The following is an 11,953-nucleotide window of genomic DNA, read 5'->3' on the forward strand; positions in this document are numbered from 1 at the left end:
CCTTAGTCGTATCTCGGCGGCGACAGTAACATACCCCCCTGGGGTTCCACAATATTGTCGGTAGCGATCTCTAATGTCCGCCGCATGACACATCAGGAGGCCGTCTGGGAGGCGGTCCGCGCCCTCGTCATCAGCCGCGACACCGGCGCTCTGGCCGACCGCCTCATCGCGCTCACCGACGCCGAACGGGCCGACGTGGCGGGCCGGCTGCCCGGGTTCGTCAAGGAGCTGCGCGAAGGCTTCGCCCGGCCCCATCGGGACGACGCCGACGAATGGGACCTCCGCTGGCTGGTCAGCGACGCGATGGAGAGTCACCTGGCGGCGCTGCGGCTCGTGGGCGCGGGCACGATCCCGGGCCCGGCGGGCGCGGTGGCCTGGCTGACCCGGCGCGAGTTCAACCCCCGCTGGGCGCCCCACACCGGCTGGCCCGACCTGGCCCGCGTGCTGGTCACCCGCCCGGCCGCCTGGCGGGCCGACGTCGCCGCCCGGCTCGCGCGTAAGATCCGCAGGCCCGGCGACCGCACCGTGCCCCTGGTGCTCGCCCTGCTGCGGAGCTGCGGCGGCGACCCTCCCGCGCACGACCCGCTGGTGGTCGCCTGGCTCGCCGCCGGCGTCGTGCCCGGCGACCCGCTGGCCGCCGCGCTGCTCCCGCGGATCTTCGACGCCCAGGGCGCCGGCCGCACGCTGCGCGACGAGCGGCTGACCCCCCGGCCGACCGCCTGGCTGTCCCTGCTCGCCTCCGGCGCGCTTTCGCGCGAGGCGGTCCTCGACGGCTGCGTGGGCCGCTTCCTGCGCGGCGGTGACGCCCTCGACCTGCGCTTCTTCGTACGTTTGCACAAGCTGGTCGATCCCACGCCCGAGGAGTCCGCCGCCCGCTCGCGCGACTACCTGCGGCTGCTGCCCGCCGCCCCTGGCACCGTCGCGGAGCTGGCCCTGGCCCAGGTCCGCCGCACCGGCCCGCACGACGCCGCCGACGTCGCCGAGGCGATCGGCGCGCTGACCTTCCGCGCGGAGGCCAAGCTGGCGCTCGCCGGCCTGAGCTGGCTGGACGACGAACTGCGGCGCATCGCGTCCCGGACGTCCCAGACCTCGCGGGCCGACAAAGCGGCCGCCGCGTCCCGGGCCGACGAGCTGGCCCCGGCGCTGGCCACCGCGTTCGCGCACCCGTCCTACCAGGTGCAGGAGCGCGCGGCCCGGCTCGCGCTCAAGCACGCCGCCACGTTCGGCACGGGCGGCGCCGCCGTGGCCGAGGCGGTGTCCCTGCTGCCCCCGGACCTCGGCCGTCAGGTGGCCGAGCGGTTCGGGGGCGACGCGACGCCCGAGGAGCCGGCCGAGCCGTTCACCCCGCTGCCGCTGCCCGTGCTCGCCCCGCCCGGCCCGTTCCCGGAGCCGACGCTCGCCGCCGACGGCTGGGCCGTGCAGCGCTGGGAGACGGCCGAGAGCTGGCTCGCCGCCTTCGTCGAGCAGGCGGCGCGCGACCGGGCGGCCCTGCGCGCGGCGCTGGCGCGCGCGACCCGTTACTCCTATCCGGGCCTGTACGAGAGCCCGTGCTGGCTCAGCCCCGGCCAGTGGATCGGCGCCCTCGCCGACGAGGTGATCGCACCGGGCTCCGATCCCGGCGTCCCGGTCGGGGGCCCCGCCGACCCCTGGGAGTCGGTCTTCACCGCCATGCGCGTCATGCCCGAGCCGGAAGCGACGCAGCAGCCGGCAGCGGTGTTCGGGGGGTTCTTCACGCAACTGCTGGGGGAGATCGCCACCCGGCTCCACGGCACCGCGCCCGCCCCGGTGAGGCGGCACCACGACCGGCTGCCGGAGCCCGGGATGGCCGCGCCGCCGCACCTGTTCGTGCTGCGCCGGCTCGCCGAGCTCTACGCGGCGCTGCGCGAAGGCACGCTGCCGCCGGTGCTGCTGGCGACGCCCACCCTGGCCACTGGGCACCTCGACCCCGCGGTGCTGGTCGACCGGCTGGAGGCGTGCGCGGCGGCGGGCGTCGAGCCGCTGCCCGCCGACCTGGCGCAGGCCCTGCTGCGGCTGCCGCGCGGCGCCTGGCCGGAAGCTGCCGAACGGGCCGCGCGGGTGGGGTCGCGGGGCGCCACGCGGGCCGCCGCCTGGCTGGCCGGAGGCGGCCTGCCCGATCCGGTGACGGGGCTGGAGTGGGGCTACCGGCTGGGCGCCGTGGACCACGTGTTCGACGACGACCACGTGCCCGAACACACCGACGACGTCTGGGTGCGGCCCGTCCTGCGGGCCCGGCCGACCGGCGACGAGCTGATCGACGAGCTGCTGCGCGAGCCCCGGAGGTGGAGCTGGGGCGATCACGCCGACACCGTCGGCTGGTGGCCGGCGATCCTCCCGTCGCACCGCGAGGTGGTCGCCGTCAACCTGCTGCCCTGGCTGTTCGGCGGAGGGGCCGCCGATGCGACGCTCGCGGCCCTGGCGCAGGCGGGCGGGCCGGTCGGAGAGGCGACCGCGATCAACCTGGCGCGTTCGCTGACCCGTCCCGACGGCGAGGCGGCGCCGTTGCTGTTACGGATGGCCGCCCGGGGCGACCTGCCCACCGAGGCGGTCGGCCGGCAGCTCGCGCACTTCGTCCGGCGCACCCGGCGCGAGGTCCGCCCGGCGTTCGGCGCGCTCGCCGACGCGGCCAGGCAGGGCGCGCACGCGCAGGTGTGGGACATCGTCAAGGCCATGCTGCCGGACCTCCTGGCCGTGGGCGAGCGGCCGGCCGCCGTCCACACCGAGGCGGTGACGCTGGCCGTCGACGTGGCGGCCTGGGCGGGCGCGCGCGACGAGATCCCCGCGGTCACGGCCTGGGCCACGAGCCGCAGCCGCAGCCGCTTCGCCCGCGAGTGCCGCCGCCTGCGCGACCAATTGAGCGGCGCGAGCCGCTGAGCCCGGCATCGGACGAACAGCACGGTAGGCGTACGGGAAGCGCCGTCCTAGGCTGGGCGCATGGATCTTGACAGCTCGCTCTGGGACGCCGAGCCCGGCTGGCTCAACACCGCCTCGTACGGGCTGCCGCCCCGCCGGGCGTTCGAGGAGTTGCAGGCCGTGCTGGCCGACTGGCGGCACGGCAGCTCGGACTGGAAGCCCTGGGACGCCTCCGTGGGCCGCTCGCGCGCCGCGTTCGCCCGGATGGTCGGCGCCGCCGCGGAGGACGTGTCCGTCGGCTCGACCGTCTCGCAGATCATGTCCACCGTGGCCACCGCGCTCCCGCCGGGCGCCGAGGTGGTCGTGCCGGAGATCGAGTTCACCAGCAACCTGTTCCCGTGGGCGGTGGCCGCCCGCGTCCGGACCGTTCCCGCCGACCGGCTGGCCGACGCGATCACCGCCTCGACCAGCGCGGTGGCGTTCAGCCTGGTGCAGTCGGCGACCGGCGAGGTGGCGCCGCTGGCCGACATCGTCGCCGCCGCCCGCGACCACGACGCGCTCGTCATCGCCGACGGCTCCCAGGCGTGCGGCTGGCTCCCGGTGAACGTCGACGGCGTCGACGCGCTGGCCTGCGCCGCGTACAAGTGGCTGATGGCCCCGCGCGGCGCGGCGTTCGGCTACCTGTCGCCGCGCCTGCGCGAGCGCATGCGCCCGCTGGCCGCCAACTGGTACGCCGGGGCCGACGAGGGCGGCTCCTTCTACGGCCCGCCGCTGCGGCTCGCGGGCGACGCGCGGGCCTTCGACCTGTCGCCCGCCTGGTTCTGCTACGTGGGGGCCGCGCCCGCGCTCGAACTGCTCAACGAGATCGGCGTCGAGCGCGTCCGCGACCACGACGTGGCGCTCGCCAACCGCTTCCGGGCCGGACTCGGCCTCGAACCGTCGGACAGCGCGATCGTCTCCGTCGACGCGCCTGGCGAACGGCTGGAGGCGGCCGGCATCCGGGCGGCGGTGCGGGCCGGGAAGGTCCGCGCAAGCTTCCACGCCTACACGACGACCGCGGACGTGGACCGCGCGCTGGAGGCCCTGGGCGCCCCATAACACCGCGATAGGGGGTCATTTGGGACGACCATTCCTCGTATCCGTCCTCGTACGGTGGCGACACCCCCCGTAATACGAGGAGAGTCACATGCTCCCCAGAAAGACCCTGACAGCGGGCCTCGCGCTCGGACTGACCCTCGTGGTCGTCCCCGCTGTAGCCTGGACCGCGCACAGCGCCACCGCGGACGACCTCAGCCCCTACGCCGCGGCGCAGGCGCAGGCTTCTGTCAACGAACCACCGCCCGGCCTGATCAACGCGCTCAGCGACGACCTCGGCATCAGCCAGCAGCAGGCCGAGACCCGGCTCGTCAACGAGGCAGCCGCGGCGACCGTCGAGCCCGGCCTGCGCGCCCAGCTCGGCGCGGCCTACGGCGGCGTCTGGCTCAGCGGCCCCACCGCTGCGATGACCGTCGCCACCACCGACCAGGCGCAGGTCGCCGCCATCCGGGAGACCGGTGTCGAGGCCCGCGTGGTCGGCCGCTCCCTCCAGCAGCTCGACGCGATCAAGGCCACCCTCGACCGGGCGGCCGCGAAGGCGCCGAAGACCGCGCCGGTCTGGTACGTCGACGTCGTGAACAACGACGTGGTCGTCCTGTCCTCCACGCCCGCCAAGGCGCAGGCCTGGGTACGGGCCAGCGGCGCCGACGCCTCGGCCGTCAGGGTCGTCCGCTCCAACGAGCAGCCGCAGGCCTACTACGACGTACGCGGCGGCGACGCGTACTACATCGGCAGCGGCTCCCGCTGCTCGGTCGGCTTCTCGGTGAGCAAGGCGGGCTCGCAGGGCGGCTTCGTCACCGCCGGCCACTGCGGCAGCACCGGCGCGACCACGACCGGCCACAACCGTGTCAACCAGGGCGTCTTCCGCGGCTCCTCCTTCCCGGGCAACGACTACGCCTGGGTCGAGGTCAACTCGCAGTGGACCCCGACCGGCGTGGTCAACGCCTACGGCCGGGGCATCCAGCCGATCCGCGGCTCCCAGGTCGCCCAGGTGGGCGCCTCGATCTGCCGCTCCGGCTCGACCACCCAGACCCACTGCGGTCAGGTCAGCCAGCTCAACACCAGCGTCACCTACCCGCAGGGCACGGTCTCGCAGGTGACCAGGACGAGCGTCTGCGCCGAGCCCGGCGACTCCGGCGGCTCGTTCTACTCCGGCGACCAGGCCCAGGGCGTGACCTCGGGCGGCTCGGGCAACTGCAGCTCGGGCGGCACGACGTACTTCCAGCCGGTCAACGAGATCCTGCAGGCGTACGGCCTCACGCTGGTCACCCAGGGCGGCAACAGCCCGACCCCGACCGGCAGCAACACGCCGACGCAGTCGCCCGGCGGCACCTGGGCGGCCGGCACCACCTACGCGGCCGGCGCCACGGTGACGTACGGCGGCGCCACCTACCGGTGCCTCCAGGGCCACACCGCGCAGGCAGGCTGGGAGCCCCCGGTCGTGCCCGCCCTGTGGCAGCGCGTCTGATGTCCTGACCCGTTCGAACCGGGCCCAGGCCGGGGAGCCCCCTCCTCCGGCCTGGGCCCGCCGGTTTGTCGGTGCCGGACGGTACTTTCCGATCATCCCCCTGACGATGGAGGTTGGTCGATGTACCGACAGGGCGACATCCTGATCGTGCCGGTGTCCGAGGAGGACGCGCCGCGCACCGTCCGGCCCGAGCCGCGTGACGCCCGCGGGCGGCTCGTGCTGGCGCACGGCGAGGCCACCGGCCACTGCCACGCGATCCCGGGGCCCGGCACGCTGTCGGGCGGGTTCCTGCACCTGCCGGAGGGCGGTCGCCTGGTGCACGAGGAGCATGACCCGATCTCGCTGCCCAAGGGCTGGTACCGGGTGGTCCGCCAGCGCGAGTACGTGCCGGGCTCCTTCCGGGTGGTGGCCGACTGATGGCCGTGCACACCGATGAACGGGTGGCGTGGGAGCGCATGGCCTTCGCCACCGGGCCGGGCGGCGACGCCGACGCGGCTGTCCGGCAGGCCTACAGGGAAGCGGGCCTGCCGGAGCCGGACCACGTGATCGTGGTGGCCTCGCCGCTCGCCGGCGCCCGCGCCGCCGCCTGGCTCACCGCCGACCCCGCCACCCGCCCCCGGCCCGCGTCAGAAACCCCCGAAGGCCAGGCTGTGGGTGGGCCGGAAACCCCGGCCAGGGCGGAGTCCTCGGAGGGGGCGGGTGTGCTTGCGGGGTTGCCGGTCGGGGTGGTGGCGGGGCGGTCGGTGCGGCATGAGGTGCGGACCCTGCCGTGGGAACGGGCCAGGGCCGCGCTCTCGGCCGAGCTGGGTCCGGCGGGGTGGGCGGCCCGGTGGGAGGAGACCGGCGGCAGGCTGTGGCCGCAGGTGAGCCGCCTGGTCGCCGACGTCCGCCGCGCCATCACCGAAGCCGCCGCCTCCTCCGAGGCCACCGCCGGCAGTGACGCCACCGCCACCACCGAGATCACCGCCGGAAGCGACACCGCCGCCGCGGACGGCAGCCAGCAGGTCGGGGAGGAGTTGCGGCGGGTGACGCTCGATGCGGTGCTCGGGCAGCATGACGCCCCCTGGCTGTCGGCCTTCGAGGGGCTCGGCGGGCTGGACGGGCTGGAGCGGGTCGCCCGGTGCGCGAGCTGGTGGTGGCCGTACGAGCGGGTGGCGATCGTCAGCGCCCGCCCCGCCGAGCTGCACCTCGACGAGCTGGGCCGCCTGCACGCGGCGGACGGCCCGGCGTTGGTGTGGTCCGACGGGTTCGCCCTACATGCCTGGCACGGCATGCCGGTGCCCGCGGGGTTCACGATGACGGACCTGACCCCGGCGCGCATCCGTGAGGAGTCCAACGCCGAGCTGCGCCGCGTCATGCTGGAGCACTTCGGCGTCGACCGCTATCTGGCCGAGTCGGGGGCGCGGCCGGAGCATTCGGACGAGACGGGCGTCCTGTGGCGGATCGAGCTGCCGGGTGACGAGCCGGTCGCGATGGTGGAGGTGGTCAACTCCACGCCCGAGCCCGACGGCACCCGGCGTACGTACTTCCTGCGGGTGCCGCCGTGGGTGCGGCGGGCGCGTGAGGGGGTGGCCTGGACGTTCGGCGTGAGCGAGGAGAGCTACCGGCCGGAGCGCGAGACCTGAGGCCAGGCGGCCGGGATGCGTTCCAGCACCCCGTCGCCGAACACCTCGTAGAGCCCGAGCGGTTCCAGGTGCACGTAGCCGATGTGGCAGTCGCAGGCGGCGGCCGGGCAGGCGCGCGGCCGCAGCTGGGGCGCGTAGCTGCCGTCGTAGAGGTTGCCGAGCGGTTCGGCGACGAAGTGGCAGCGCCGCACGTCGCCGTCGCCGTTGACGGACACGACGCTGTCGCCGGTGCGGCAGGGCAGCCCGCGGCTGGGGTGCGGGAAGCGGCTGTGGTGGAAGAGCGGGTCGAGGGCGGTCCAGTCGGCGGCTTCGGCGTCGGTGTAGAGGCGGCCTTCCTCGGCGTTGACCCACAGGTACGTCTCGGGAGGCAGGTCGGCGCGCAGCCGCCGGGCGTCGGCGAGGTGCGCCGGGTCGCCGACGATGCCGACGCTGTGCCGCACGGTCAGTGATCGGAGCTTGGCGAGGAACCGGTCGTAGGGCACCTGGGTGGGGTGGTAGGTGACCCAGAGGGCGGCCCGGTCGGAGGCGTCGGCGAGCCAGCCGGTGCGGCAGCTCAGGTTGGTCTGGATGGCGACGCGGCGGACGTTCGGCAGCCATGACAGCTCGACGAGCGCCTTCCGGTACCAGGACCTGACGAGCCCTTCGCCCCAGGGCGTGAACAGGATGGCCACGTCGAAGTCCTGCCGGGCCACCCAGGCGGCGAAGCGTTCGAGCGCGGCGCGGTCGGCGCGCAACTGTTCGGGCGTGTCGCGCCGCTTGGCGAAGGGGCAGTAGGCGCAGTCGTAGTCGCAGCTCGCCAGCGGACCTCGGTACAGGATGGTCAGCATGCGTCGTAGCCGTCCATGAGGGCTCTGACCTGCGGCGAGAACAGGGCGGGCCCGATCGCGTCGGACCAGGCCAGGCCCTCGGCCGTCAGCTTGATCACGTCGGGCTCGATCACGAGCCACTGCCGGAACTCCGCCAGCGGGAAGTCGTCGAGCGCATCGGCGCCGAACCGCTCCCGGTAGAGGTCGCGGTCCAGGCCGCCGGCCTGCAGCAGCGACTGGATGAGGTGCCGCCGCCTGCGTTCGCCGGGGGTGAGCGTGAAGCCGACGTTGGCGTGGCCGAAGTCGTCGCGGCTCACGTAGTCGTCGATGATCGCGCGCACCTGGCGGGCGCCGACCGCGTACTCGAAGGAGTAGTGCAGGTCGCCGGTGTAGGAGCGGGCGCCGCAGCCCAGGCCCACCATGCCGTCGGTCTGGCAGCAGTATTCGGTGGCGTTGGCGGTGCCGGGCAGCCGGAACATCCGCATCGACACCTGCTCGTAGCCGGCGTCGGCGAGCCGGTCGCGGCCGAGTCGGTAGAGCTCCAGCCGCTGGTCGTCCCAGGCGCGGCCCTGCTTGCCGAGCCCGGTGAGCGGCCGGACGTACAGCGGGTAGAGGTAGATCTCCTCGGGCTTCCAGGTGAGGGCGGTGTCCAGGGAGTGGAGCCAGGAGGCGGGGGTCTGGCCGTCGATGCCGTAGATGAGGTCGAGGTTGAGGACGGGGACGGCGCTGGCGCGGATGGCGTCGAGCGCCGCGTCGACCTCGGCGCGTTTCTGCGGCCGGACGGCGGCGCGGGCCTCGGCGTCGACGAAGCTCTGCACGCCGATGGAGACGCGGGTGGCGCCGCGTTCGGCGAGGACGGCGAGGCGGTCGGGGGTGGCGGTGGCGGGCGAGGTCTCGACGGACAGCGGGATCGCGCCCAGGTCGACGGACATGGCCCGTTCGGTCAGGTCGAAGAGCCTGGTCAGCTCGCGGGCGCTGAGGTAGGTGGGGGTGCCGCCGCCGAACGCGGCCGTGGTGAACGCGCTGGTCTCCAGGGCGTCGGCGGTCTGGACGGCCTGGCGTTCGAGGGCGTCGAGGTAGGCGGTGACCAGGTTCTCGGGGGCGCCGGTCCGGGTGAACAGGTTGCAGAAGCCGCACCGCATCTCGCAGAACGGGATGTGCACGTACAGGGCGCCGGGCCGTTCGCCGGCCCACACGTCGGCCAGCGCGGGGCGGGGGTCGAGGGGGCGGTAGGCGGTCTTGTGCGGGTACGCGTAGACGTATCCCTCATACGGGCGCATGGGGCTCCAGGATGAACTGCGTGTACGGGACGGTCCACACGACTTCGTGGCCGATCCGGTGGCCGACGTGGCCGTCCTCGCCGTACGCCGTGCCGTGGTCGGAGCAGACGATCACCAGCGTGGGGCGGGGCATGAGGTCGTAGAGCCTGCCGATGTGGCGGTCCACGTACGCGAGCGCGGCGGCGTGGGTGTCGCGCGAGTCGGCGGTGGCGCCGGGCAGGTAGAAGTGGTTGGGCTGGTGGAGGGCCGACACGTTGAGGAACAGGAACACCCGGGTCCTGATATTTCGCAGAATGTCGCCCACGCGGTCGATCTGGTGCTCCAGCGACCGCGGATCCGTCACCCCGAACTCCGGCTCCCAGTGGCTCTCCGCGAACAGCCCCGGCAGCGCCGACCCGAGCGGCGTCCGCTTGTTGAAGAAGCCCACGCCCCCGACGCACACCGTGTGGTAGCCGGCCGCCGCCAGCCCGGCGGGCAGGTCGGGCGCGTCGAACACCCACGTACCGTCGCCCGTGGTCTCGCTGCCCGGGAACGTGGCCGCGAACAGCCGGGGATGCGGCCCCGGCGTCACGGGCGTCGGCAGGAACCCGGCGAAGAAGGCGGCGTGCGAGGCGTAGGTGAAGCTGCCGGGGCTGTGCCGCCGCTCCCACCGGGCGCCGCCGGGCAGCAGGTTGCGCAGCCGCCCGGCCCTGGCCAGCTCGTCGGCCACGTCGTAGCGCAGCGTGTCGAGCGTGATCAGCAGGATGTCGTGGCTGCCGACGATCTCACGCATGTCCATCGAGCACCGCCCTGACCTGCTCGGCGTAGGTGTCGCGGCCGTGTCCCGCCAGGTCGCCCAGCCCCGGCAGCAGGTCGCCGAACGCGTTGACCTCCGCCACCGCGACCGTCCGCCAGTCGGCGCCCACCATCAGGTCGACCCCGGTGCTGAGGGTGCCGGGGAAGCAGGCCGCCGCCCGCGCGCACGTGTCGAGCACCCGCTCCCACAGCGCGGTGCGCGCCCGCAGCGGCTCCAGGTCGCCGCGCTCGCCGCCGAGGTGCAGGTTGGTCATCGGCCAGCGCCCGAACCGCACCACCGCGTGCGTCGGCTTCCCCGCCACCGTGACCACCCGCAGGTCGAACGCCCTCCCGCCCACTGACGCCTTGGGGAACCACCGCTCGACGTGCAGCCCGTCGGGGGCCAGGAAGTCGACGAGCCGCCGCACGTCCGCCTCGTCCTCGTAGGTGCGCACCCGCAGCGAGTTCAGGTACGCGCCGCCGGTCCGGGCGGCCGACGTGACGGCCTTGACCCGCCCGGCATGCGCCTGGAACGCGATCACGCCCGACGACGACGAGCCGTGGGCGGGCTTGACGAACACCCTCTTCCAGCCGCGTACGGCCATGAGCTCGCGCAGTTCCCCGTACGACGAGGCGGTGAAGCCGGGCGGCACCGGCACCCCGGCCGCCTCCAGCACCGCGTGGCAGCGCCGCTTGTCGAACAGCACGCCGATCTCCGCCACGTCGCCCAGCAGCCGGACCCCGGGGACTGCCGCGACGCGCGCCAGCCCGGCGGTGAAGGCCTCGTACCAGGCCGCGCCGCCGCCCACCCGCGCCGGGTCGCCGGGCCCGCGCAGCAGCGCGTCGGCCTCGGCGTCCTCGCCCGGCGAGTCGATCCGCAGCAGCGCCTTCGCGGGCGCGCGCAGCTCCCGCCCGGCGAGCACGTCACGCCACGGGATCACGTACGGCTCGGCCAGGCCGTGGGCGGTCACCGCGGCCCCGAACATCGTCACCCGCCGGTCGCCGGGGGTCCCGACGACCGCGAACTCCACGCTCACTCGCTGACCGCGACGAAGGTCCAGCCTCGGTCGGACTGCTCCATGCCGGTCAGGTCCACCTCGACGCCGGGCAGGGCGGCGGTGATCCGCTTCATCATGGGCTCGGTCAGGTAGTGGTGGTGCAGGTCAAGCTTGCGCAGGTGGGTGAGCGGCTGCCCGCTGAGCAGCGCTTCGGCGCCCTCGTCGCGCAGCACGCCCAGCGACAGGGCCAGCGACTCCAGCCGGGCCACGACGGGCGCGGACGCGATCGCGGCGGCGATCTCGTCCTGGATCTCGCTGTCCTGCAACCCCAGGTGCCGCAGCGCGGGCAGCCGCTCCCCCGACAGGATCGGCGCCAGGTCGGCCACCGTGGCGTCGCCGCCGTACTCCTCCACGCCCAGCCACAGCTCCAGATGCTCCAGCGCGGGCAGGTCGGACGCCGCCACCGCCCTGACCACGGCAGCCGGCAGCCCGCCGGTCTCGAACCGCAGCACCCGCAGCGCCTCGTGCCGCACCGGCGACAGCTCCAGCCCGGTGCCGCCCCGCACCTCCAACCGCTCCAGCCTGGGGAACGCCTCCAGCAGCGGCGTCATGTCGGACTGCTGGATCCAGGAGATCTCGGCCTCCTCGGACTCGATGTCGCCGACGAACAGCGAGCGCAGCCCGGTCAGCCGGGGCGCGTGCGCGACCAGGCGCTCCACGACCGACGCCGAGCTCGTCTCGTAGCACTCCTCCCAGGCCCCGATCACCAGCGCCGTGACCCGCGCCGGGTCGACGGACTCGACGAAGGCGTCGATGACCTGCGACATGCGCGTCCGCTCGTCGCCGGGCCAGGTGACCGCTTGGAGCCGCCAGGCCACCTCACCCTCCGGCGGGGACTGGCCGTCCCGCGGAGGGTGGGCGACAGGCAGCCCGGCGTACATGTCCATGTAGGACAGCGTGTAGCCGAGCGCGGGGTCGTACTCGATCATGGCAGGATGTCCTCGCCTGGGGGGATTGGCGAGTCCTGTCCTACCAG

Annotated in this window: 10 protein-coding genes; 5 read left to right on the forward strand and 5 right to left on the reverse strand. The window is 74.4% G+C overall.

The window, feature by feature from the left end:
• The first annotated feature begins 84 nt into the window (after positions 1 to 84).
• The 5 genes from ACBI99_RS24935 to ACBI99_RS24955 all read left to right on the forward strand — a co-directional run bounded on the left by ACBI99_RS24935 (position 85) and on the right by ACBI99_RS24955 (position 7,059).
• The gene (locus tag ACBI99_RS24935; RefSeq protein ID WP_375073606.1) at positions 85 to 2,892 is read left to right on the forward strand and encodes a hypothetical protein; all 2,808 of its coding nucleotides are present in this window, start codon (positions 85 to 87) and stop codon (positions 2,890 to 2,892) included.
• 60 nt (positions 2,893 to 2,952) lie between these two features.
• On the forward strand, positions 2,953 to 3,969 hold the full coding sequence (locus ACBI99_RS24940; protein ID WP_375073607.1) for an aminotransferase class V-fold PLP-dependent enzyme: 1,017 nt from the start codon (positions 2,953 to 2,955) through the stop codon (positions 3,967 to 3,969).
• An 88-nt stretch (positions 3,970 to 4,057) separates the two neighbouring features.
• The gene (locus ACBI99_RS24945; RefSeq protein WP_219518044.1) at positions 4,058 to 5,434 is read left to right on the forward strand and encodes an alpha-lytic protease prodomain-containing protein; all 1,377 of its coding nucleotides are present in this window, start codon (positions 4,058 to 4,060) and stop codon (positions 5,432 to 5,434) included.
• A 120-nt stretch (positions 5,435 to 5,554) separates the two neighbouring features.
• Positions 5,555 to 5,851, forward strand: a complete 297-nt coding sequence (locus tag ACBI99_RS24950; RefSeq protein ID WP_219518042.1) for a hypothetical protein — start codon at positions 5,555 to 5,557, stop codon at positions 5,849 to 5,851.
• A 5-nt stretch (positions 5,852 to 5,856) separates the two neighbouring features.
• A complete protein-coding gene (locus ACBI99_RS24955) occupies positions 5,857 to 7,059 on the forward strand; it encodes a DUF6745 domain-containing protein (RefSeq protein WP_375073608.1) in 1,203 nt (400 codons plus the stop codon).
• Here ACBI99_RS24955 and ACBI99_RS24960 read toward each other — a convergent pair.
• The 5 genes from ACBI99_RS24960 to ACBI99_RS24980 are packed head-to-tail and all read right to left on the reverse strand — an operon-like array spanning position 7,035 to position 11,906.
• A complete protein-coding gene (locus tag ACBI99_RS24960) occupies positions 7,035 to 7,886 on the reverse strand; it encodes an STM4011 family radical SAM protein (protein ID WP_219508538.1) in 852 nt (283 codons plus the stop codon). The two genes, ACBI99_RS24955 and ACBI99_RS24960, sit on opposite strands and share 25 nt — an antisense overlap.
• Positions 7,880 to 9,145: an STM4012 family radical SAM protein gene (locus ACBI99_RS24965; RefSeq protein ID WP_375073609.1), complete on the reverse strand. Its 1,266-nt coding sequence runs from the start codon at positions 9,143 to 9,145 to the stop codon at positions 7,880 to 7,882. Before ACBI99_RS24965 ends, ACBI99_RS24960 begins: the two co-directional genes overlap by 7 nt.
• Positions 9,132 to 9,917, reverse strand: a complete 786-nt coding sequence (locus ACBI99_RS24970) for an STM4013/SEN3800 family hydrolase (protein WP_219508536.1) — start codon at positions 9,915 to 9,917, stop codon at positions 9,132 to 9,134. The genes ACBI99_RS24965 and ACBI99_RS24970 overlap by 14 nt, the downstream gene beginning before the upstream one ends.
• The gene (locus ACBI99_RS24975; protein WP_375073610.1) at positions 9,910 to 10,950 is read right to left on the reverse strand and encodes an STM4014 family protein; all 1,041 of its coding nucleotides are present in this window, start codon (positions 10,948 to 10,950) and stop codon (positions 9,910 to 9,912) included. The genes ACBI99_RS24970 and ACBI99_RS24975 overlap by 8 nt, the downstream gene beginning before the upstream one ends.
• Before the next feature lie 2 nt (positions 10,951 to 10,952).
• Positions 10,953 to 11,906 (reverse strand): STM4015 family protein, encoded by a 954-nt coding sequence (locus ACBI99_RS24980; RefSeq protein WP_375073611.1) that lies wholly within the window; start codon positions 11,904 to 11,906, stop codon positions 10,953 to 10,955.
• Between the last annotated feature and the right edge of the window lie 47 nt (positions 11,907 to 11,953).

Source organism: Nonomuraea sp. ATR24 (assembly GCF_041950485.1).
In the GTDB taxonomy this organism is placed as follows: Bacteria; Actinomycetota; Actinomycetes; order Streptosporangiales; family Streptosporangiaceae; genus Nonomuraea; species Nonomuraea ceibae.